Raw genomic sequence first — 20723 nt, 5'->3', positions numbered from 1 at the left:
TTCCCCAGACCGGCCAGACCGTCCAGGAAGGGCTCCCCATGCGCCAGCTCGTCGTCACCGCCTTCGTCTCCCTCGACGGGGTCGTCGAGGCCCCCGGGGGCGAACCCGGCCACCGCAGCTCCGGCTGGACCTTCAAGGACATCCAGTTCGTCCCCGAGGCCTACGAGATCAAGGGCCGTGAGCAGGAGGAGACGACGGCCCTGCTGCTCGGCCGCACGAGCTACGAGGCCTTCGCCCCGGTGTGGCCGACGATGGACGAGTTCGCCGGCTACAACGCGATGCCCCGCTACGTCGTCTCCACGACCCTGGAGCACGACGACGAGCGGTGGCCGGCGACGCTCCTGCGCTCCCTCGACGACGTCGCGGCGCTCAAGGAGACCGAGGGCGGGCCGATCGCGGTGCACGGCAGCGCGACGCTGGCCCGTGCGCTCACCGACGCCGGTCTCGTCGACCGCTACCACCTGCTGGTGTTCCCGCTGCTGCTCGGTGCGGGCAAGCGGTTGTGGAGCGAGGCGGACAAGGACAAGCAGCCGCTGCGCGTGCTGGAGTCGGAGACCTACCCGAACGGCATCGTGAAGGTCGTCTACGACGTCGTGCGCTGAGCCTGGGCCAGGACCCGCAGGAACTCCTCCACCGCGGTCCGGTCGGCGCTCGTGGCGAACGCCACCTCCCGGCCGGACAGCAGGAGCCTGAGCTCCAGGCCACCGAACCGCCGCTCGCGGACGGCACCCGCACCGACGTCGCCCAGGGGCACGGCGGCCACCGAGGCCCCGCCGACGAGCTGCGGGCGGGACAGCCAGAGCTGGACGGTCCCGACGCCGAGCGCGCCCTCGCCCCCGACGAGTCCGGCGCGCAGGGGCAGGGCCGCGAGGAGGTCCTCCCCCGCACCCACCACGTGGCCGAGGAGCTGGGCGTGCGCCGCCGCCGTCACGAGCCCACCACCGCCCGGGCGAGGTCGCGGCGCAGCGCGGGACGGACGAGCACGTCGACCGCTGCGGCCCACTGCCCGACGGCGCCCACCCCCAGCGGCCCCCGCCCGCCGCCGGCCGGCGCGACCGCACCGGGCAGCGTCTCGACGACCCCCGCGAACGGGCGGTCGTGGAACGGGCCCGTCGCCGGCGCCGGGGCGGGCAGCCCGACCTCGGCCTGCCGCGCGAGCAGCTCCTCCAGCGCGGCGCGGAGTCCGGCCTCGCGCTCACGCCAGTCCCCCGCCGCCAGGGCGCGCGCCAGGTGCGGCGCGACGCGCCCGCTCGGGGAGGCCGCGAACACCGTCCCGACCCACTTCGCGTACGGGGCCCAGGTCCGGTCGAGCAGCAGTCCGAGCTGGACGGCCGTCCCGGCCAGGCGGGCGGCGAGCACCCGCGACCCCAGGTCGTCCCCGCGCTGAGCGGTGCGTCCCACGAAGGGCAGTTCCTGCTCCAGCTGCTGCCAGGCGCTGGCCACGAGGTGCCGCCAGACGTCGTCGGGGTACCACGTCAGCCTGCGGCGCAACGCCTCCCAGCGTCCCTCGTCGTCGGCGAAGACGGGCCCGGCGACGAGTTCGAGGACGGCCTGCCCCGTGAACGACAGCCAGTCGGCGGTCGTCGGCTCCTCCTCCTCACCGAGGTCCAGGCGGGCCCGGACGAAACCGTCCACCGTGGCGACCTCGACCCGGTGCCGTGCGGCGGGGTCCCACGTCGTGGCGAAGCGGACGGGACGCCCCGCGTGCGTCGCGGGGAGGTGCTGCTCGAGGACGGCGTCGACCGGCTCGACGAGCCCCTCGGGGACGAGGACGACGAGGCGCAACCCCCAGTCGTGGTCGCGCGAGACGTCGTCGTCGAGCCCGAGCACGTCCGACCCGGCCCCGAAGCGCCCGGCGACGAGCGGCGTCCCCGGGAACTCCCGCCGCAGCAGGGGCGCCACCACGTCGTCGTGGAACCCGCGGGCCAGGTCCGCGCCGCGCGGCTCAGCCACGGGGCCGCACCAGTGGTGCCAGCCAGGCGCGGTAGGCCGCGAACGTCGCCAGCGCGGCGGCGGTCATCCCCGGCAGGGCGTCGGGCCCCGCCGCGTCCACCGCGGCGGTCGTCTCCCGCCAGCGCCGGCCGGTGCCCTCCCGGCCGGTGAGCGACGTCGTCGCGGCGGCCGGGACCCCCGCCTCGACGACGGTCCGCGCGATGAGGCGCCCGCCGAGCGTCGACCCGTCCAGGACGTAGCGGACCCCCAGCGCCGCAGCACGGTCCGGCACCGCGGGGACGTCGGGGCACTCGGGCAGGCGGGTCAGGTCGGCCTCGGGGACGTCGAGCGCGCGCAGGTCCTCCAGCGCGAGGTCGGCCCGCACCCGGCCGGCCACCTCGAGGGCGTCCGGGTCGTGCCGGGCCTGGCCCGCCAGGGCGCGTTCGAGGGGCGCGAGCAGGCCCCACGTGAGTTCCAGCCAGCGGCGGTGCAGCGCGGTGTCCCACGGACGGTCGAGGACGTCGAGCGCGGCGTCGAGGTCCCCGTGCGCCGACGCGGTCGCGGACCGCAACCCCGCCAACGACCCCTGGGCCCGTCCCACGACCGCTCCCCTCCCGCGACGTCGCCGCCGCGCTGTTCCTGCCAGTTCCCTCCGAAACTACTGCGTCGCGACACGCCCGGGTTGCCCGCGCCCCCCGCGGGGCGTCCAATGGTCGGCAAGCCGTGGTCCAGAGGTGCGCCGCGGAGGGACCGGAGACGACGGGGTTCCCATGACTGCGACTGTTCCTGCCCACGACACCACCACCGACACCGCGACCCTCACCAGGGGTCTGACCACCGGTGCGGTCCTCGACCTGCGCGAGCGTCCCCTCGACGCCCTGCGCGAGGCGTACGACGAGCGCTGGCACCTGGTGGCCGACGACGCACCGGACCACCCGACGGCGGAGGACCTGGCGCGCAACGCGTCCGAGATCGCCGACCTCGAGGCCCGGTGCCGTCCCGCCGGTCGCGTCCTGCCCCGGCGCAGCGGCCCGGACCCCTCCACGTTCCTGGGCTGACCCTCGGGACCGCTGCCCGGAACGCACCGCTCCCCCGCGCCTGGCACGCTCTGACCGTCAGGGTCGCAGCGGGCAGGAGGAGGGGTGCGGTGGAGGTGCGGGCCGAGGAGGTCGCCGCGGCGGTCGGTGAACTGGCCGAGGTGCTGGCCGAGCGCGGTGAGGCGCTCGACCTGGCGTACCGGCTGGTGGGCCACTGCGCGCGGTTGCTGTCCGCGAGCGCCGTCGGGCTGCTCGTCGAGGACGCGCGGGGCGACCTGCGCCTGCTCGCCGCCAGTTCCGGCGAGGCCCGCGTCGTCGAGCTGTTCCAGCTGCAGAACGACGAGGGTCCGTGCTTGGACTGCTACCGCACGGGCAGTCCGACCGCGGCCGTCGACGCGGCCACGCTGCAGCGCACCTGGCCGCGCTTCTCCGTCGGCGCGGCGTCGCAGGGCATCGTGGCCGTCCACGCCGTGCCCGTGCAGGTGGGCGGTCGGACCATCGGCGCCCTGAACCTGTTCCGGGACCACGAGGGTCCGTTCTCCTCGGTGGAGACGGACGTGGCGCACGCCATGGCGTCGTTCGTGGCGGTCGGCATCGGCCAGCTCGAGGCCAGCGCGCAGGGGGAACGCCTGCGCGAGCAGCTGCAGGAGGCGCTCGACAGCCGCGTCGTCCTGGAGCAGGCCAAGGGCGTCCTGGCCGAACGCCACCGCATCCACCCCGACGAGGCGTTCGCGCAGCTGCGGGCCCGCGCGCGGACCGAACGCCGCCGGCTGCGCGAGGTCGCCTCCGAGGTGGTGGCGCCGCTGGGCCGGGCCCGCGGCGCCTGACCCCTCCCGGTCAGCGCAGGGTCAGCGGCGCGTCCAGTTCCGCTGGACGAGACGGTCGACGTCGCGCTGGTCGGCGCCCGCCGTCTCGGCCCCGTCCTGGCGCCGCAGGTCGGCCAGCAGGGCGGTGGCCAGGTCGTACAGCTTCACGTTGTGCGTCTGGGACACCTGGGAGAGCTGGCGGAACGCGGTGTCCTCGTCGCACCGGGTCAGCGCCATGATCGCGCCCTTGGCCATGTCGATGACCGGTCGGCGGGTCAGGGCGGTGCGCAGCTGCGCCAGCTCTGCGCGCAGCGCGTCGACGTCCGCGCCGGTGGGGTCCAGCTCGTGGTCGAGGGTGTCCAGCTCCGCGACCCGACCGTCCTCGTCGTGCATCCTCGTTGCGTCCTCCGGTGCAGCCGACCCCCCGGCCGGTCGGCGAGGAGGGCGGTTCGCGCAGCGAGGTCTGGGCGGAGCGAAGCCGACGAAGATCCTACGACGAGCCGGGACCCTTCACGTGCGGTCGACGAAGGGCGCCAGGAGGCTGAGGTCGGCGGCGGACAGGCGGTCGGTCGCCGTGGCGGCCTGGTGCCAGTGCGGGTAGCGCAGCGGGACGGCGCTGACGTCGTCGAGGCGACGGCGTTCGTCGTCGGACAGCACGAGGTCGGCGGCAGCGAGGTTGTCGCGCAGCTGCTCGTCGGTGCGGGCCCCGACGACGAGCGAGGTGACCCCCGGCCGCCCGAGCAGCCAGGCGAGGGCGACCTGCGCGGCCGACACCCCGTGCGCCTCACCGGTCCGCACGAGCTCCTCGACGACGTCGTACAGCTTGTCCTCGTCGTGGACGGGCGGTTCGGACCAGTTCCCCAGGTGCCGGGACCCCTCGGGCGCCGAGGCGTCGCGGCGGTACTTGCCCGAGAGCAGACCGCCCGCCAGCGGGCTCCACACGAGGATCCCCAGGTCCTCCTCCAGGGTCAGCGGGACGAGCTCGGACTCGGCGTCGCGGGCCTGCAGCGTGTAGTGGATCTGCTGGGAGACGTAGCGCTGGTACCCGCGGGCGTCCGACGTCGCGAGGGCCTTCATCAGCTGCCAGCCGCAGTAGTTCGACGCGCCGACGTAGCGGACCTTGCCCGACCGCACGAGGGTGTCGAGCGCCTCCAGCGTCTCCTCCAGCGGGGTCTGACCGTCCCACTCGTGGATCTGGTAGAGGTCGATGTGGTCGGTGCGCAGGCGGCGCAGGCTGCGTTCGGCCGACCGCACGAGGTGGTGGCGGGACGCGCCGCCGTCGTTCGGGCCGGGCCCGACGACCATGCGGGCCTTCGTCGCGACGAGGACGTCGTCGCGGCGCGCGCCGAGCCCCTCGAGCACCTCGCCGGTGATCTCCTCGCTGAGCCCGTCGGAGTACATGTCCGCGGTGTCGAGGAGGTTCACCCCCGCGTCCAGGGCGGTCTCGACCTGCCGTCGCGCCGTGGCCACGTCGGTGTTCCCGACGGCGGCGAAGGCGCCCGTCCCGCCGAACGTCATCGTTCCCAGCGTGATCGTCGAGACGCGCAGCCCCGACCGTCCGAGTCGTCGGTACTCCATGCCCGGACGCTACTCCGGGCACCTCAGCGGGCGCGCTCGACCCGCGCCACCGACAGCGTCCGGACCTGGGCGGCGCCGCTGCGGACGGTGACCTGCCCGCCCTGGAAGTCCTGCACCACCGAGCCGCCGACCGTCCGGGCGTCGGAGACGGGGTAGCCGAGGGCACCGGCCTCCCAGCCGCGCGCGGCCCACGCGTCGCGGACCGCGGCCGGGACGGCGTGCGTGCCCGAGGCGGGCGAGGAGTACACCGAACCGCCGGTGAAGTGCTGCCCGCTGCCGCCGCCGACGAGCCCGCCGAACGCCGCCGAGCTCGGGTAGCCCAGGACGCCGTTCTCCCAGCCCTGCGCGGCCCACGCCGTGCGGACCGGGCCGGTGACGGCGAACGTGCCGGCCGGGCCGGAGTACACCGAACCGCCCTGGAAGTGCGCGAAGGACCCGGCGCGCAGCGAGGCCGCCGTCGTCGTGGGGAACCCGAGGGACCCGTTCTCCCAGCCGGCCGCGCCGTAGCCGGCGAGCACCGCGCCGCCGAGGGCCTGCGCCCCCGTGGCCGGCGACCAGTAGACCGTCCCGCCCTGGAACCGCTGGGCGACACCGCCGCGGACGGCGAACTCGGCCCCCGTCGGGTAGCCCAGCCAGCCGTTCTCCCAGCCGAGGGAGGCCCAGCGGTCGCGGAGGGCGCCGCGGACCGTGGCGGCACCCGACGCCGCGCTCCAGTAGACGGACCCGCCGGCGAAGTGCTGGCCGAAACCGCCCCCGCGCAGCGGCCCGAGCTCACGGCCCATCGGCAGGCCGAGGTAGCCGCCGTTGGCGCCCGCCGCCGTGTACGTCTGCAGGATGGCGCCCTTGACCGGCACCCCGGCGTAGCTGCGGGAGCCGTCGGAGTTCTGCGCGACGAGCGGCGTGCGGCGCGAGGAGCCGAAGTCGGCAACCCAGTACGAGCGCCAGACGGTCCGACCACCGGACCACAGCGTCGTGTAGACGAGCCCGACGCCGACGTTCGTGTACTTGGCGTCCTGCAGCACGGCGCGGTGCGGGTCGGACTTCATCCAGGTGTCGACGGCGAGGTCGCCGTTCTCCAGGCCGTGGGTGTCGGCGTTGCCCATGTCGGCGGTCGCGACGATCTCGCCCCACTGCGGGAAGTCCGACAGCAGCGTCTGCAGGTTCGGGTTGTGCTTCATGCCGTCGCCCTGGCCGAGCACGTCGGCCCAGTCCTGGGCGACGGTCTCCAGCGTCGGGTCCAGCGTCAGCGCCGGGGCCCCGACGGCCGCGCGCTCGCGGTTGAGGCCGTCGAGGATCTGCTGCTGCTGGGTCGCCGCGGGGACGACCGGCTGCAGCACCTGGGCGGCCGCCGCGGCGGGGACGGCGGTGACGACCTCGGCGACCCCCGCGCAGGGCAGGGCGACGAGCGCTGCGAGCACGGGTGCGAGCACACGGGCACGCCCGGTGGCACGTGCGGTGCCGCGAGCGGGGCGGCGGGGAGCAGTCGGCCTGGTCACCCAGATGATGTCGTCCGCACGCCCCGGTCACGACAGAGCCCGCCCGGGGTACCCCCTCCCGGGCGAGCCCTCGTCACCGCGTGTGACTATCCCTCCGCGGGGCCCTCGATCGCCGCACGTCGCTGCTGGGCCGCCCGGACGCGGGCCACGTCGAGCTTGGTGGAGCGGTCGAAGGAGTAGACGCCGTTCTGCTCCTGGAAGACGTCGGTCAGCTGCGTGTAGCAGTAGCCGAACATCAGCGGGTCGTCCAGCAGGGCGCCGGTCAGCCCCTTGAAGCGGTGGTGGAACTCCTCCTCGGTGCGCGGCGGCTCGCCGTAGCCCCACGAGGACGTGGCCCCGCGGTCGACGTCGGGGTTGCTCGCCGCCACGTCGGGCCGCCACCAGATCCCGCCGAACTCGCTGCAGAACCACGGCTGCCCCTGGTAGCGCAGCGACCAGGGTTCCCCGTGGGCGCCGTAGTTGGTGTCGGGGTTCCCCGCGGCCAGGCCGGACATCTCGCGGGCGAACTGCGCCGGGTCCTGGGTGTAGTTGTGCGAGTCCCACACGTCGGACTCCAGGACGCGGTGGGAGTAGCCGGAGGCGTCCAGCACGGGCCGGGAGGTGTCCATGGCCTTGGCGGCGAGGAACATCGCGCGGGTCACGTCGTCGAGCACCTGGCCGCGGTCGGTGAGGCCCTGCCGCGTCTCGTTGAGCCCGCACCAGCCGACGACGCTGGGGTGGGAGTAGTCGCGTTCGAGGGCCTCCAGCCACTGGCTGACGAAGTTCGGGGTGGGCCGCTGGTGCTCACCCCGGACCGACGTCCCCTCCTCGACGGCGCCCCAGTCGCCGAACTCCCCCCAGACCAGGTACCCCAGCCGGTCGGCGTGGAAGAGGAACCGCTCCTCGAAGACCTTCTGGTGCAGCCGGGCGCCGTTGAACCCCGCCTCGAGGGCGAGTTCGACGTCGCGGCGCAGCGCTTCGTCCGTCGGCGCCGTCATGATCCCGTCCGGGTAGTACCCCTGGTCCAGCACCAGGCGCTGGAACACCGGACGGCCGTTGAGCAGGACGGCCTTGCCGTCGATGCTCACCGACCGCAGCCCCGCGTACGTCTCGACGGTGTCCACGAGCTCCCCGGCCGCGTCCCGCAGGGTCAGCGTCACGTCGTACAGGTGCGGGTCGCCCGGTCCCCACAGCCGCACGCGGTCCTCCGGCACGCGCAGCGTCAGCCGCGGGGACAGGTCGAGGTCGGCGCGCACCGAGGCCGTGACGACCTCGCCCGCCGCGTCGCGCACGGACGCGTGGAGCGTCCAGCCGGCCCGGTCGCCGGCGGCGCCGGTCCCGCTGCGGCGCAGGGGTTGTTCGAGGTGGAACGTCGAGGCCGCCACGTCGGGGGTGATGCGCGGGCGTCCCAGGGAGACGTCCGGGACGGGTTCGGCCCAGACGGTCTGCCAGATCCCCGTCGTCCGCGTGTAGAGGCACTCGTAGTTGTCGTACCGCGTCGACTGCTTGCCGCGGGCCTGCGGGCCGTACCGGTCGTCGCGGGCGCGGACGACGACGGTGACCTCCCCCGTGCGGTGGCCGAGGTCGGCCGTGAACGGGGTGAAGCCGCCCCGGTGCCGGACGACCTCCTCCCCGTCCACCCACACCGTCGCATCGTGGTCGACGGCGCCGAAGTGCAGGAGCGTGCGGCGGCCCGCCCAGTCCGCGGGGACCGCGACCGTGCGGCGGTACCAGACGGCGGGCAGGAAGTCGGTGGTGCCGACGCCGGAGAGCTCGGACTCGGGGGCGAAGGGGACGGTGATGGCGCCGGCGAGGTCCCGGTCGCGCAGGCCGCGTTCGAGGCCGGAGTCCCCCGCGTCGACCTCGAACTGCCAGGTGCCGTTCAGGGACAGCCAGTCGGCGCGGACCACCGAGGGCCGGGGGTGCTCGGGGCGCGGGATGGTGGGCACGGACGTCTCCTCATCGATGACGGTGTCGCTCGGGCGTGCGGGGCCAGTCTCACCGACGTTCGTACATCGTTGCAAGCGTGGGTCGACACAACGCTATGCAGCGTTGCAAACGCGTGCTAGGTTCCGCAGCACTGATCGGGACAGAGCGGTTCTCGGTTCTCGACCAGCCGGTGCCCGCCACCCGGCGGCACCGACCACCGCCAACGACGGCAGGGACGGACACGCGTGAACAGTCATCCCCCAGGGCCCAGGAGCCCGTTCAGCCGACGCTCCCTCCTGCGCGGCGGCCTCGCCGCCGGGGGGCTCGGCCTGGCCGCCGCCACCGCGGGCTGCGGCTCACCGCTCGCCGCCGGTCTGGTCGGCAGCCAGCTCAACCCCGGGACCGTGACCTTCTGGAACCTCTTCGGGGGCGGTGACGGCGCCCGGCTGCTGACCATGCTCGACGAGTACCGCAAGCAGCAGGGCAGCGCGGACTCCCTCGTCGCGGCGACGTTCGCCTGGGGCAACCCGTACTACACGAAGGTGTCGCTGGCGACGCTGGGGAACAAGCCGCCGGACGTGGCGGTCGCCCACCTCACCCGGGCCACCAACCTGGCCGCCGCCGGACTGCTGGAACCGATCACGGACGAGACGCTCGCGCTGGTGGGCCTCAAGGTCGAGGACTTCACCCCCAAGGCGTGGGAGGCCGCGACGTTCGAGGGCCAGTCCTACGCGATCCCCATGGACACCCACCCGTGGGTGCTGTTCTACAACACCGACGTCTGCCAGCAGGCCGGGTTGCTGGGCCCGGACGGGAAGCTCTCGAAGATCGAGGGCCTGGAGGCCTGGGAGGCCGCTCTCACCGCCGCCAAGCAGACGACCGGGACCTACGGCGCCGCGACGGCGTCGGTGGGCGACGACTCCAACTGCTGGCGCTTCGTCAACACCCTCTACAGCCAGCGCGACGGCGCCCAGCCCCTCATGAGCGAGGAGGGGCAGGAGATCACCATGGACGACGCGCTCATGGTCGACACGCTGGCGACGATCCAGCGCTGGACGTCCTCCGGGCTCATGCCGAAGGTCGTGGACACCCCCGGGGCCGAACTGGCCCTGTCGCAGGGCCAGTCGGCGTTCTTCATGAACGGCGAGTGGGAGATCACGACGCTGCAGAGCATCGAGGGCCTGAAGTTCAGCATGGCCGCCTTCCCGCAGCTGTACGAGAAGCCGGCGGCGCACGCCGACTCCCACGCCTTCGTGCTGCCCCGCATGGACCGCGACGCCGACCAGCTCGAGCGCGCCATGGGCTTCGTCCACTCGATGCTCGAGCAGGGCATGACGTGGGCCGAGGGCGGCCACGTCCCGACGTACCTGCCCATCTTCGAGAGCGAGCAGTACAAGACGCTGGAGCCGCAGGCCGACTACGCCGAGACCGCGACGTACGCGTCCTACGACCCGGCGGCGTGGTACTCGGGCTCGGGCTCGAACTTCGAGACGGTCACCGGCTCGCAGATCGGTCTGGTCCTGCAGGGCCTGACGACCCCGGAGGCGGCCACGGCCAGCATCCGCAGCCAACTCGAGACCTACGCACGGACGGCGAACCCCCTGTGAGCACCCAGACGATCGGCGCGCCCACGGCGGCGCGGACCTCCCTGCGCGGCACCGACCCGGACCGGCTGCGCCGCACGAACAAGGCGTGGCTGTTCGTCGCGCCCTTCGGCCTCTTCTACCTGGCCTTCCTGCTCGGCCCCTCGATCTACATGTTCGTCGCGAGCTTCTTCGACACGAGCATCGTCAAGACGGGCCTGGGCACCTTCATCGGCCTGGAGAACTACACGACGCTGCTGTCGTCGTCGGACTTCTGGTCGTCGATGTGGCACACGCTGCAGTTCACGCTCTACACCGTGCCGCCGCTGGTCGTGCTGTCGTTCGTCTTCGCCGTCCTGGCCAACCGCATGCAGCGCGGGCAGATCTTCTGGCGGATGGCGTTCTTCACCCCGTTCATCCTCCCCTCGGCCGCCATCTCGCTCGTCTGGGTCTTCATCTTCACGGCCGACACCGGGCTGTGGGCGACGGTGCAGAAGTGGCTGGGCAGCGAGGCGCCGTCCCCCGTCCTGGCGACCCCGAACCTGGCCATGGTCGGCATCGCGGTCGCGACCGTCTGGTGGACGATCGGGTTCAACTTCATCCTCTACCTGGCCGGGCTGCAGGACATCCCGCGCGAGCTGTACGAAGCGGCCGCCATCGACGGCGCGACGCCGTGGCAGCAGATCCGGCACCTGACGATCCCGCTGCTGAGCCGCACGACGACGCTCGTCCTGCTGCTGCAGATCATCGCCAGCCTGAAGATCTTCGACCAGGTCTACCTGATGACCAGCGGCGGGCCGGGCACCAGCACCGAGACCGCGCTCGTGTTCATCACCAAGACCGGCTTCACCGACTACCGCATCGGCGCCGCGGCGGCCGCCTCGTTCGTCCTGTTCGTCGTCATCCTCGTCATCGCCCTCGTCCGTCAGCTCGTCGAGCGCGCCCAGCAGAAGGGAGCCTGAGATGGCGACCACCGGTGCCGCAGGTACCTCCCGCCGCTCCGGCATCTCCGCCGCAGCACCCCCGGCCCGCGTCGCGAAGGTGGGGACGAACGGGGGCAAGACGTTCAACCGCATCGCCGTCGTCGTCCTCACCGTCTTCGCCGTGCTGTGGCTCGTCCCGAGCCTGTGGGCGATCAAGACCTCGCTCACCGCCAACTCCGTCTCGGCCCTGGGGACGCAGGCGATCCTCAAGGACATCAACCCGACGCTGGCGTCGTACTCCTCGCTGCTGGGCGGCGGGGACCTGTGGAACTGGTACCTGGCGAGCTTCATCACCTCGACCCTGTCGGCGGCCCTCGTCGTGCTCTTCGCCTCGATGGCGGCGTTCGCGCTCTCCCGGATGCGGTTCCGCGGCCGGCAGGTCGTCTTCCTGCTCGTCATCGCCGGGATCATGGTCCCCGCCGACGTGCTCATCATCCCGATCTTCCAGATGCTCAACACGGTCGGGCTGCTCAACACCTACTGGGCCGTCATCTTCCCGCAGGTCTCCAGCGTCATCGCGCTGTTCGTGTTCAAGCAGTTCTTCGACGGACTGCCCAACGAGCTCGAGGAGGCCGCGCGCATCGACGGGGCCGGGAACTGGCGCATCTACTGGTCGATCCTCATGCCGCTGTCGCGCCCGGTGCTGGCGGCCATGGCGATCGTCACCTTCGTCGGGGTGTGGAACAACCTCATCCTGCCGCTGTTCGTCCTGTCCAACCCCGACCTCATGACCATCCCGGTCGGTCTCGCGACCGTCCAGGGCTCCTACGGCCAGCGGTTCTCCGACATCCAGGCCTCCACGGTCCTCGGGGCCCTGCCGCTGGTCATCCTGTTCGTCATCTTCCAGCGCCGCATCGTCGAAGGTGTGGCCGGAACCGGCCTGAAGGGCTGAACCACCCCGTGACCACCCGCACCGCCAGCCTGTCCGGAGTCGTCGACCTCGACGTCGCCGGAGCCACCATCAACCGCCACCTCTACGGGCACTTCGCCGAGCACCTCGGCCGCTGCATCTACGAGGGGTTCTGGGTCGGGGAGGACTCCGAGATCCAGAACACCGACGGCATCCGCGAGGACGTCGTGCAGGCGCTGAAGGACATCAGCATCCCGAACCTGCGCTGGCCGGGCGGGTGCTTCGCCGACGAGTACCACTGGATGAACGGCGTCGGCCCGCGCGAGGAGCGCCCGTCGATGGTCAACACCCACTGGGGCGACGTCGTCGAGGACAACTCCTTCGGCACCCACGAGTTCATGCGCCTGTGCGAGCTGCTCGGCGCCGCCCCCTACGTGTCGGGGAACGTCGGGTCCGGCACGGTCGCGGAGATGAGCGACTGGATCGAGTACCTCACACGGTCCGGGGACGCGCCGATGTCGCGGCTGCGCCGCGAGCACGGCCGGTCCGAGCCGTGGAAGGTGCCCTTCTGGGGCATCGGCAACGAGAACTGGGGCTGCGGCGGCAACATGACCGCCGAGCAGTACACCCAGCTCGCCGCCCAGTTCGCGACGTACTGCCGCAACCACGACGGCAACGAGCTGTACCGCATCGCGGCGGGCCCGAACCGGGACGACTACCACTGGACCGAGACGCTGATGAAGTCGATCAGCAGCCTCGGCGGGCCCGCCCGCTCCCCCAAGCACAACGGGTGGCAGGCGCTGTCGTTCCACTACTACACCCACGCCAGCGACGACTGGCAGCACAAGGGCTCGGCCACCGAGTTCACCGCGGCCGAGTACCACGAGACGATGGTCCGGGCCTGGCGCATCGACGAGATCGTCCGCGGCCACGTCCGGGTCATGGACGCCTACGACCCGCAGGCCGCGGTCGGGCTCGTGTGCGACGAGTGGGGCACCTGGTGGGACGTCGAACCCGGCACCAACCCCGGGTTCCTGTACCAGCAGAACACCCTGCGGGACGCGCTCGTGGCCGGACTGCACTTCGACGTGTTCCACGAGAACGCGCGCCGCCTCGTCATGGCGAACATCGCCCAGACGGTGAACGTCCTGCAGGCCATGGTCCTCACCGACGGCGCGCAGATGGTCCTGACGCCCACCTACCACGTGTTCGCGATGAACGCGGGGCACCAGGACGCCACGTCCCACCCCGTCCAGGTGACGGCGGCGGACGCGGCGTACGAGGGTGAGGCGGGGTCGTACCGGACGCTGACCACGACGGTCAGCTCGAAGGACGGTTCCGCGCTGGTCTCCCTGACCAACCTCGACGTGGACGGGCCTGCCACGGTCCGTCTCGACCTGCGGGGCAAGGGCTGGGAGATCGCCCGCGCCCGTGTCCTGGCCGCCCCGAGCGTCCAGGCGCACAACACGGCGCAGGCCCCGGACGCCGTGGCGCCCGCGTCGTTCGACGGTGCGCGCAAGGACGGCGACACCCTCGTCGTCGAGCTGCCGCCGCACTCCTTCGCGACGGTGGAGCTCACCCTCGCGTGAGGATCAGTCCCTCGTCAGCCCAGGGGTCTGCAGGACCCCGGTCAGCGCCCCGGACGGCAGTCCCCTGCCGTCCGGGCGCGGCCAGTGCACGCACACCTCGTCGTAGCCGGCCTCGGCGAGCGCCGTCGCGAACCGCGGCCAGTCCGCGTAGGCGCCGCGCTCGTCGAGGCCGAGCAGCGCGACCCGCCGCACGCGGTCGGCGCCCTCGAGCGCGGCGAACCGCGCGATGGGCGCCGTGAACCGCTCGACCGCCTCCTCGACCCCGTCCTGTGGGCGGGGCTCCCCCTCGCCGTAGGTGACCCACCCCTGCCCGAGCCGGGCCGCGAAGCGCATCCCCCGCGGGCCGGCGGCGGCGACCGTCAGCGGCACCCCGGAGACGGGCCCGGGAACGTTCCGCGCGTCGTGGGCGGTGTAGTGCTCGCCCCGTTCGTCGGTGACCCGCTGCGACAGCAGCGTGCGCAGCAGCAGGGTCCACTCCTCGAAGCGGTCCTGCCGTTCCCGCGGGGTCAGCGGCGGCACGCCCAGCACGGACGCGTCGTGCGCCGACGTGCCCGCCCCCACGCCCAGCTCCACCCGGCCGTCGCAGAGCTGGTCGAGCGTCATGACCTCGGCGGCGAACGTCACGGGGTGGCGGTAGTTCGGGGACGCGACGAGGGTTCCGAGCCGGACCCGCTCGGTGGCCGTCGCGGCGGCCGCCAGCAGCGGCACCGCGGCGTACCAGGGGCCGTCGCGCAGGTCGCGCCACGACAGGTGGTCGTAGCTGAACACCGTGCGCACCCCGGCGTCCTCGGCCGCCCGGGCGGTGTCGGCGAAGGCGTGCGGGTGCAGGTCGTTGAGCACGACGCAGGAGAGGTCCACCCCTCGAACGCTATCCCCGGCGCCGCCACCAGCGCCGCCGCGGAGGTTCCGCCGCCGGCGGCGCTTCGGCCGGAACGGGGCGGGACGCGCGCCACGCCTCCACGAGCGCCTCGACGTCCAGCAGTCCCACGACGACGAGCGGACCGTCCGCCGGGCGCCGGTACAGCTCGAGCACGCGGTCGTTGAAGTCGGCGGCCACGTCCCGGACGGCGGCCTCGGAGACGAGCTCGTGGACGTCGCGCATCAGCACCTCGCGCTCGCGGCGCAGGGCGAGCGGCGGCGGCGGCATGGCGCTGACGTCGAACCCCTCGCGGCGGGCCTTGTCCGCGGCCCACCGCTCCGCGGAGAACTCCCGGTCCAGCCCGGGCAGCGGTCTGCCGGCGCCGGGGAGGTTCTCGAACTCGCCCCGCTCGTGCGCCTCCCGCACCTGCCGTTCGATCCAGTCCTCGAAGGAGGTGCCGAACGGTTTGCGTCCACCGGCCGTCACGCGCCGACGCTAACCAGCGCGCTCCGCGGCGGCAACGCGGAGGGCGAGCACGGGGCACATCCGTTCCGCGTCGCGGGCCCGCCCCCGCAGCTCCTCCGGCACGACGGCGCGCCGACCCCCACCGCGGACGGCGGGGAACCCCCAGTCGTCGGCGACGAGCAGCTCGGGCAGCAGCCCGGTGCAGACGCCGTGCCCGTCGCAGGCGGCGAAGTCGATGCGCAGCTCGCTCACGCCGCCACCGCCCGGGCCGCCAGGCACGTCCCGCGCCGGTGCGCCTCGACCTCGGCGGGGAAGGTCACCAGGACGCTCGCGACCGTGCGGGCCGAGGCGTCCGGGTGGTGGCACGCGCCGCGGTCGACGAGCAGGCCGACCGTCCGCCGCAGCTCGTGCAGCCCGTCGGTGTCGAGCCGGCCGGCCGCCAGGGCGGTCCTGAGCTGGTGCAGGCGCGGCAGCCCGAACGTGCACGGACCGCACTGCCGGACGGAGGCCGCCGCGAGGTGCCCGACGACGCTCGCCGTGACGACCAGCGGGCACTCGCCCCGCAGCAGGGGGCGGACGACTCCCGAGCGCACGGTGCCCACCGTGAGCGCGACGGGCTCGCCGGGCGCCGTCCACGTGCCGTGGTACCCGCCGAGCAGGGCCCCGGCGGACCCGTCGACGCCCTCGCGGTCGAGCAGGGCGCCCAGTCCGGTGCCCGCGGGGACCTCCCGGACCCGGGGTCCGGTCGTGGTGGCGAGCGTGAGCAGGACGGTGTCGGCCAGCTCGCCGCCGCGGGCCAGCAGCCCGACGCGGGCCAGGGTCTCGACGTTCTTCACCACGGTCGGCCGGCCGCCCAGACCGTTGCGCCACAACGGGACCCCCGTCCCCCGCGGTCGCGCGGCGAACCCGTCGAGGTGGGCGACGACGGCCGACTCCTGCCCCGCGACGAACCCCGGCGCGGCCTCGACGACGTGCAGGGCCACGTGGACCGCGTCGGGACGCTCCCGCGCGGCCCGGTGCACCGACTCCAGCCCCGGGCCGGCGGCCGCGCAGACCACCACGTCGGTCGCGCCGACGGCGGCGGCCGCCGCGAGGGCGCCGTCGAGGACGAGGTGCGGGACGGCGGTGAGCAGCGTGACGTCCTTGCGGGACAGCGGCTCCCCCTCGACGCCGTTGACGACGACCACGCCACCGGCCCCGGCGTCCCGGACGCGCGCGAGTTCGGCGGCGACGGGCCGGGCGGCGCCGCCGCGACCGCGCAACCCGGTGCGGCGCAGCAGCTCCAGCAGGTCCGGACGCCCGCAGGGGTGGGGACGGTCGTGGGAGGGGTCGAGGATCACCGGGGGCTCCCCTGCAGGACGGACGGACGGTGGACGGGGTCGGCGGGGCGCCAGCGGTCCCGGCGGCGGCCGACGGCGAGCGCCGCGAGGACGGCGACGACGCAGGCGGCGGCCAGGGCCAGCCCCCAGGGCGTGCGGGTGTCGGAGCCGACGCCGAGCGCGTGGGCGAGGCTGACGGCCAGGAACGGCCAGGTGAGGGCGTGCACGGCCCGCCACACCCGCCGGCCGAGCCGGACGCGGGCGAGGCTGGTGGCGACGACCGCGACGAGCAGCAGCACCGCGACGGTGCCCAGGCCGGTCCAGAACGGGCGGTAGCCGGAGGCGAAGGGGACGACGACGTCGAGGAGCGAGACGTCGACGTAGCCGTCGGCCACGACGCTGCCGACGTGGACGACGAGGAACCCCAGTGCGGCCAGGGCCAGCGAGCGGTGCACGAGCGGGGTGACCCACCGCGGCGAGCGGCCGAGCCGCCGGCCGCCGCGGGTGAGCACCCCGAGGACGACGACGAGCGTGAAGAGCGGCAGCAGGACCAGTCCGCTGGCGCGGGACAGCGCCCAGAGGAGTTCGGAGCTCACGCCGGCCACCGTCCCGTCGTCAGCACGGTGCCGTCGGCGGCGACGCAGCGGGCGCTGACCCCTGCGGCGGCGAACCAGCCGAGGGCCGCGCGGCCCCGCACGAGGGCCGCCGTGCTGGCCGTGTTCGCCTCGACGCAGCTGCCCGCGGCGACGGACACGGTGCGCCACACCGGGTCCGCGGGCAGGAGGGTGCGCGGGTCGAGGACGTGGTGCACCTCGCGGGTGCCGCAGCGCCAGCGGCGCGAGCGGGTGCTCGACGTCGCCAGCGCACCCCCCGGGGGCAGCGCGACGACCTGGGCGGGTTCGCGCGGCCCGTCGCTGACGAGCACCTCCCACCGCCGGTCCCCTCCCGCGGTGGCGACGTCGCCGCCGAGCGCGACGAGGACCGGCGTCCCGAGGCGGTCGGCGACGAGCCGCGCGGCGCGGTCGGCGGCGACGGCCTTGGCGGTGGCCCCGAGGTCGAGGTGGACCCCCGCCGGGACGCGCACACGGTGGTCGACCAGCTCGACCGCCCGCCAGTCCCGCCGTCCCCGCGTCACCACCCGGACCTCGACCGGCCCGGCGGTCCCGGTGACCGCGAACCGCGCGAGGGGCCGGTCGTAGCCCAGAGCGCACATCGCGTCCCCGAGGGTGGGGTCGACGTCGCCGTCGGTGCGCCGGGCCGCGCGCAGGGCCTCCGTCAGCAGGTCCGCGAGGGTCGGTGACACCTCGACCCACCGCCCCACGGGCAGCCGGGCGAGTTCGCTGTCGGGCCGGAAGCGGTTGCAGGCGTCGTCGACGAGCCGCAACTGGGAGACGACGAGACCGCGGGCGGCGGCCAGGGCCGCCGGGTCGTCGACGACGACGCGCGCCGTGGTGCCCCAGACGTCCCACTGCGCGACGGCGTCGGTGACGGGCAGCGCCTCGGTGAGCGGCATCACGAACCGCCCGAGGTCGCCGCACCGGACCCCGATCCGGCCGTGGTGCCCGAGGAGCCGGGGGCCCAGCCCGAGGACCCCTGGTCCGTCGTCGTCGTGGTGGTCGTGGTGGTCGTGGTGGTCGTGCTGGTCGTCGAGGTGTCCGAGCCGCTGTCCGTGGTGGCGAAGGCCGCCGTCGCGCCCGCGGTGACGAGGACCCCGCCCGCCACCACCCCCGCGGTGATCCACCGCGCCCGTGTCGTTCCCATGTGCCCGAGCGTGCGCCGCGCGGCTCGCCCCGCCCCAGGAGGCGGCTGTGGATCAGCCCAGCGAGGCGGCCCACTCCCGCACCCGCCGGGCGCTCTCCTCCTCGGACAGGTCCTGCGTGCGGGTCATCACCGACCAGCGCACGCCGAACGGGTCGCGGATGCTGGCGAAGCGGTCGCCGGAGACGAAGTCGTTGAGGGGTTCGCGCACGCTCGCCCCGGCCGCCTCCGCGCGGGCGACGACGGCGTCCGCGTCGGCGCAGTACAGGCCGAGGGAGTAGCAGTCGTCCTCCCCCGCCGGCGCGGGGACGAGGTGGTACTCGGGGTTCGGTTCCCCCAGCTGCAGGTGCCCGTGGCCGAGGTCGAGCTCGGCGTGCACGACGACACCACCGACCTCGGTGACGTCCACGACGCGGGCGCCGAAGACGTCGCGGTAGAAGGCGATGGCCTCCCGGGCGCGGGGCACCGCGAGGAAGGGGGTCAGGGTCGTCATCCCGTGCGGGACACCGTCGGTCGTGTGCTGTCCGGTCGTCATGCGACGAGCCTGGCTCCCCGTCCGGCCCCGGCGCTTGGACTTCCGCGCCACGATGAGCCGGTGAGCCTGCCCGCGCACCCCACCCGGGGGATCCTGCACCCGGGCCGCCTGCCGACGTTCACGCGGCTGCCGGCCCCGGCCGCGGTCGCCCACCTCGTGCGCTGGTTCTGGGTCCCCGAGTGGGACGTGGACCCGGGCCGCACGTCGCGCCAGCACGTCGTGGGCTACCCGGGCTGCAACCTCGTCGTCGACTCCCGGCAGGGGGGTTTCGCCGGGTTCGCCGGCCCGACGACCCGCGCCTCGCACCAGGACCTCACCGGCCGCGGGTGGGCCGTCGGGGCGTTGCTGCAGCCCGCGGCGGTGCCGGCCTTCAGCCCCGACCCGGCGGCCGACCGCGACCGCTACCGCCACCTCGACGAACCCGCCCTCGTGCGGGACGTGACCGCCGCCATGACCTCGGAGGGACCGGACCGCCTCGAGCGCGCCACGGCGGCCCTGGCGGGTCTCGTCGCCGACCGGGTGGGCCCGGTCGACGACGACGCCCTGGCGGCCAACGCCTTCGTCGCCCTCGTCGAGTCCGACCCCACCCTCGTCCGCGTCGAGGACGTGGCCGCCCGGCTGGCCCGATCACCCCGGACGGTGCAGCGGCTGGCGCAGCGGTTCGTCGGGCTGCCGCCGGCCGCCGTCGTCCGGCGGCGCCGGCTGCAGGAGGCCGCCGAGCGCGTCCGCTCCGACCCCGGTGCGGACCTGGCCGGGATCGCCGCGGACCTCGGCTACGCCGACCACGGCCACCTCACGCGGGAGTTCCGCCGCGTCCTCGGCACCGCCCCCAGCGAGTACCGGCGCGCGACGCGCCAGGACTAGTCCTGCTCGCTCTCGGAGCGGAAGAACCCCTCGACGACGTCGAGCACGGCGCCGGCGGTCCCGGGCCGCGCCGTCCACGGCTCCACCGGGGACAGCACCCCGAGGTCGACGAGCCGGCGGACGACGGCGAGCGCCGCCGATGCCTCGTCCCCCTCTCCGCTCTCCTCGAGGTAGCCGCGGACCTCCCCGGCCGTCATCGGTTGCAGCACAGCGCTGGTGACGACGGACAGGGCCGCCACGATCGCGGCCGGCGACGGGCAGTCGGCCAGCACCCCGGTCACGAGGGAGGCCAGGAAGAAGGTGGCCAGCTGGTAGCGGCGCTCGGGGTCGGCCGCGTCCGGCAGGACCGCCCGGCCGTCCTCCACGACGAGCACCCCGTCGGCGAGCAGGTCGAGCAGGAGCGCGACCGGGTCGACCTCCGGCACGTCCGCCAGGCGCGAGCGCAGCACCTCGACGACGGGGCTCTCGGGCAGTTCCGCCCCGGCGAGGTCGACCCCGGCGGCCAGCTCGTCGACCGCGGCGAGGAAGGCGGCGACGACGTCGAGGGACTGCAGGTCCTCGAGCCGGTCGGCCGGCGGCACCGCCGCCTCGGCCGCCGTCAGCGCGTCCAGGACGCTGCCCTGGCCCGCGACCGCACCGGCCACGCCTCCGGAGGCCACGTCGAGGCAGTCGGCGAGCTCCTCGGGTTCCCCGGCCCACTGCTCGGACTCGCCGAGGAACATCAGGTAGGACGTCCACGCGAGCCGGGTCTCGTCGACGAGTTCCTGCGCGTCGAGGTCGTTGTGCTCGGCGACGGCGGGGACGATCTCGGTGAACAGCTCGGAGAGGTCGGCGGCGCCGAACCGGCGGGCGGCGGCCGGGACGAGGTCGGCCTCCAGGCTCAGGACGAGCCAGCCGAGGGACTCCATGAGCCGGGCCTCGACGTCCTCCACCGGCAGCTCCAGGGCCGTGTCCCCGGCGTCCTGCTCGCCCTCCTCGGCGCGTTCGGCCTCGAGGAACCGCCGGAACGGCACCTGCAGGTCGCCCAGGACGCGCCCACCGGCCCGCAGCGGGGAGAGCTGGTTCCCGGCCGCGGGCTGACGGGCGGGGTGGCCACGGGGCTTCTTCTTCTTCGGCACCGTCCTGAGCGTAGACGGAGGGCCGGCCGGGGCGGGCAGGATG

24 protein-coding genes are annotated in these 20723 nt (G+C 74.3%); 8 read left to right on the top strand and 16 right to left on the bottom strand.

Annotated features, from left to right (window positions below; all coding sequences use genetic code 11):
* The first annotated feature begins 38 nt into the window (after positions 1-38).
* Positions 39-602 carry a dihydrofolate reductase family protein gene (locus AB1207_RS15825; RefSeq protein ID WP_367639345.1) on the top strand — a complete coding sequence of 188 codons (564 nt, stop codon included), beginning with the start codon at positions 39-41 and terminating at the stop codon, positions 600-602.
* On the opposite strand, the gene AB1207_RS15820 is transcribed toward AB1207_RS15825, so the two are convergent.
* The 3 genes from AB1207_RS15820 to AB1207_RS15810 are packed head-to-tail and all read right to left on the bottom strand — an operon-like array spanning position 584 to position 2533.
* A complete protein-coding gene (locus AB1207_RS15820) occupies positions 584-931 on the bottom strand; it encodes a hypothetical protein (protein ID WP_367639344.1) in 348 nt (115 codons plus the stop codon). The genes AB1207_RS15825 and AB1207_RS15820 overlap by 19 nt on opposite strands.
* Positions 928-1953, bottom strand: a complete 1026-nt coding sequence (locus AB1207_RS15815; RefSeq protein ID WP_367639343.1) for a DUF4037 domain-containing protein — start codon at positions 1951-1953, stop codon at positions 928-930. The genes AB1207_RS15820 and AB1207_RS15815 overlap by 4 nt, the downstream gene beginning before the upstream one ends.
* Positions 1946-2533: a hypothetical protein gene (locus tag AB1207_RS15810; protein WP_367639342.1), complete on the bottom strand. Its 588-nt coding sequence runs from the start codon at positions 2531-2533 to the stop codon at positions 1946-1948. Before AB1207_RS15810 ends, AB1207_RS15815 begins: the two co-directional genes overlap by 8 nt.
* A gap of 169 nt (positions 2534-2702) precedes the next feature.
* On the opposite strand from AB1207_RS15810, the gene AB1207_RS15805 reads away from it, so the two are divergent.
* Together AB1207_RS15805 and AB1207_RS15800 are read left to right on the top strand one after the other, a co-directional pair.
* Positions 2703-2990: a hypothetical protein gene (locus AB1207_RS15805; protein ID WP_367639341.1), complete on the top strand. Its 288-nt coding sequence runs from the start codon at positions 2703-2705 to the stop codon at positions 2988-2990.
* 89 nt (positions 2991-3079) lie between these two features.
* Positions 3080-3796, top strand: a complete 717-nt coding sequence (locus tag AB1207_RS15800; RefSeq protein ID WP_367639340.1) for an ANTAR domain-containing protein — start codon at positions 3080-3082, stop codon at positions 3794-3796.
* Positions 3797-3817: 21 nt separating this feature from the next.
* On the opposite strand, the gene AB1207_RS15795 is transcribed toward AB1207_RS15800, so the two are convergent.
* The 4 genes from AB1207_RS15795 to AB1207_RS15780 all read right to left on the bottom strand — a co-directional run bounded on the left by AB1207_RS15795 (position 3818) and on the right by AB1207_RS15780 (position 8777).
* Positions 3818-4168: an ANTAR domain-containing protein gene (locus tag AB1207_RS15795; RefSeq protein WP_367639339.1), complete on the bottom strand. Its 351-nt coding sequence runs from the start codon at positions 4166-4168 to the stop codon at positions 3818-3820.
* A gap of 117 nt (positions 4169-4285) precedes the next feature.
* The gene (locus tag AB1207_RS15790; protein WP_367639338.1) at positions 4286-5353 is read right to left on the bottom strand and encodes an aldo/keto reductase; all 1068 of its coding nucleotides are present in this window, start codon (positions 5351-5353) and stop codon (positions 4286-4288) included.
* A 23-nt stretch (positions 5354-5376) separates the two neighbouring features.
* On the bottom strand, positions 5377-6771 hold the full coding sequence (locus AB1207_RS15785) for a CAP domain-containing protein (RefSeq protein WP_367639337.1): 1395 nt from the start codon (positions 6769-6771) through the stop codon (positions 5377-5379).
* Between the two features lie 164 nt (positions 6772-6935).
* On the bottom strand, positions 6936-8777 hold the full coding sequence (locus AB1207_RS15780) for a glycoside hydrolase family 2 protein (protein WP_367639336.1): 1842 nt from the start codon (positions 8775-8777) through the stop codon (positions 6936-6938).
* A gap of 225 nt (positions 8778-9002) precedes the next feature.
* Between AB1207_RS15780 and AB1207_RS15775 the strand changes: the two genes are divergently transcribed.
* From AB1207_RS15775 to AB1207_RS15760, 4 genes are read left to right on the top strand one after another with little or no spacing between them, the layout of a single operon-like run.
* On the top strand, positions 9003-10364 hold the full coding sequence (locus AB1207_RS15775; RefSeq protein ID WP_367639335.1) for an extracellular solute-binding protein: 1362 nt from the start codon (positions 9003-9005) through the stop codon (positions 10362-10364).
* On the top strand, positions 10361-11302 hold the full coding sequence (locus tag AB1207_RS15770) for a carbohydrate ABC transporter permease (protein WP_367639334.1): 942 nt from the start codon (positions 10361-10363) through the stop codon (positions 11300-11302). The genes AB1207_RS15775 and AB1207_RS15770 overlap by 4 nt, the downstream gene beginning before the upstream one ends.
* A gap of 1 nt (position 11303) precedes the next feature.
* The gene (locus tag AB1207_RS15765) at positions 11304-12215 is read left to right on the top strand and encodes a carbohydrate ABC transporter permease (protein WP_367639333.1); all 912 of its coding nucleotides are present in this window, start codon (positions 11304-11306) and stop codon (positions 12213-12215) included.
* A gap of 8 nt (positions 12216-12223) precedes the next feature.
* Entirely contained in the window at positions 12224-13762 is a 1539-nt protein-coding gene (locus AB1207_RS15760; RefSeq protein WP_367639332.1) for an alpha-N-arabinofuranosidase, read from the top strand.
* Positions 13763-13765: 3 nt separating this feature from the next.
* Here the strand turns inward: AB1207_RS15760 and AB1207_RS15755 are convergent, their stop codons facing one another.
* From AB1207_RS15755 to AB1207_RS15720, 8 genes are read right to left on the bottom strand one after another with little or no spacing between them, the layout of a single operon-like run.
* On the bottom strand, positions 13766-14620 hold the full coding sequence (locus AB1207_RS15755; protein WP_367639331.1) for an LLM class flavin-dependent oxidoreductase: 855 nt from the start codon (positions 14618-14620) through the stop codon (positions 13766-13768).
* 10 nt (positions 14621-14630) lie between these two features.
* On the bottom strand, positions 14631-15107 hold the full coding sequence (locus AB1207_RS15750; RefSeq protein WP_367639330.1) for a DnaJ family domain-containing protein: 477 nt from the start codon (positions 15105-15107) through the stop codon (positions 14631-14633).
* 9 nt (positions 15108-15116) lie between these two features.
* Positions 15117-15338, bottom strand: coding sequence for a ferredoxin (locus tag AB1207_RS15745; RefSeq protein WP_367639329.1), 222 nt, complete (start codon positions 15336-15338; stop codon positions 15117-15119).
* Positions 15335-16426: an NADH-ubiquinone oxidoreductase-F iron-sulfur binding region domain-containing protein gene (locus AB1207_RS15740; RefSeq protein WP_367639328.1), complete on the bottom strand. Its 1092-nt coding sequence runs from the start codon at positions 16424-16426 to the stop codon at positions 15335-15337. The genes AB1207_RS15745 and AB1207_RS15740 overlap by 4 nt, the downstream gene beginning before the upstream one ends.
* Complete coding sequence (locus AB1207_RS15735) at positions 16423-17001, bottom strand: ferric reductase-like transmembrane domain-containing protein (RefSeq protein ID WP_367639327.1); 579 nt, start codon at positions 16999-17001, stop codon at positions 16423-16425. The genes AB1207_RS15740 and AB1207_RS15735 overlap by 4 nt, the downstream gene beginning before the upstream one ends.
* Positions 16998-17918: an FAD:protein FMN transferase gene (locus tag AB1207_RS15730; RefSeq protein WP_367639326.1), complete on the bottom strand. Its 921-nt coding sequence runs from the start codon at positions 17916-17918 to the stop codon at positions 16998-17000. Before AB1207_RS15730 ends, AB1207_RS15735 begins: the two co-directional genes overlap by 4 nt.
* Positions 17918-18166, bottom strand: a complete 249-nt coding sequence (locus AB1207_RS15725; RefSeq protein WP_367639325.1) for a hypothetical protein — start codon at positions 18164-18166, stop codon at positions 17918-17920. Before AB1207_RS15725 ends, AB1207_RS15730 begins: the two co-directional genes overlap by 1 nt.
* 52 nt (positions 18167-18218) lie before the next feature.
* Positions 18219-18698 carry a VOC family protein gene (locus tag AB1207_RS15720; RefSeq protein ID WP_367639324.1) on the bottom strand — a complete coding sequence of 160 codons (480 nt, stop codon included), beginning with the start codon at positions 18696-18698 and terminating at the stop codon, positions 18219-18221.
* 60 nt (positions 18699-18758) lie between these two features.
* Here AB1207_RS15720 and AB1207_RS15715 point away from each other — a divergent pair, with 60 nt between their 5' ends.
* Complete coding sequence (locus AB1207_RS15715; RefSeq protein WP_367639323.1) at positions 18759-19562, top strand: AraC family transcriptional regulator; 804 nt, start codon at positions 18759-18761, stop codon at positions 19560-19562.
* Here the strand turns inward: AB1207_RS15715 and AB1207_RS15710 are convergent.
* The gene (locus AB1207_RS15710) at positions 19559-20680 is read right to left on the bottom strand and encodes a hypothetical protein (RefSeq protein WP_367639322.1); all 1122 of its coding nucleotides are present in this window, start codon (positions 20678-20680) and stop codon (positions 19559-19561) included. The two genes, AB1207_RS15715 and AB1207_RS15710, sit on opposite strands and share 4 nt — an antisense overlap.
* Positions 20681-20723 lie beyond the last annotated feature (43 nt).

The sequence above is a fragment of the Kineococcus endophyticus genome (assembly GCF_040796495.1).
Taxonomy (GTDB): domain Bacteria; phylum Actinomycetota; class Actinomycetes; order Actinomycetales; family Kineococcaceae; genus Kineococcus; species Kineococcus endophyticus.
Note: the sequence above shows the minus strand (reverse complement) of the source record. Positions and strands in the feature narration are given on the sequence as shown.

Bases quoted from the DNA above. Each gene is read 5' to 3' on its own strand.
- AB1207_RS15825 (WP_367639345.1), top strand. From the start codon at position 39: ATGCGCCAGCTCGTCGTCACCGCCTTCGTCTCCCTCGACGGGGTCGTC.
- AB1207_RS15805 (WP_367639341.1), top strand. From the start codon at position 2,703: ATGACTGCGACTGTTCCTGCCCACGACACCACCACCGACACCGCGACC.
- AB1207_RS15795 (WP_367639339.1), bottom strand. From the start codon at position 4,168: ATGCACGACGAGGACGGTCGGGTCGCGGAGCTGGACACCCTCGACCAC.
- AB1207_RS15790 (WP_367639338.1), bottom strand. From the start codon at position 5,353: ATGGAGTACCGACGACTCGGACGGTCGGGGCTGCGCGTCTCGACGATC.
- AB1207_RS15765 (WP_367639333.1), top strand. From the start codon at position 11,304: ATGGCGACCACCGGTGCCGCAGGTACCTCCCGCCGCTCCGGCATCTCC.
- AB1207_RS15730 (WP_367639326.1), bottom strand. From the start codon at position 17,918: ATGCCGCTCACCGAGGCGCTGCCCGTCACCGACGCCGTCGCGCAGTGG.
- AB1207_RS15725 (WP_367639325.1), bottom strand. From the start codon at position 18,166: ATGGGAACGACACGGGCGCGGTGGATCACCGCGGGGGTGGTGGCGGGC.
- AB1207_RS15720 (WP_367639324.1), bottom strand. From the start codon at position 18,698: ATGACGACCGGACAGCACACGACCGACGGTGTCCCGCACGGGATGACG.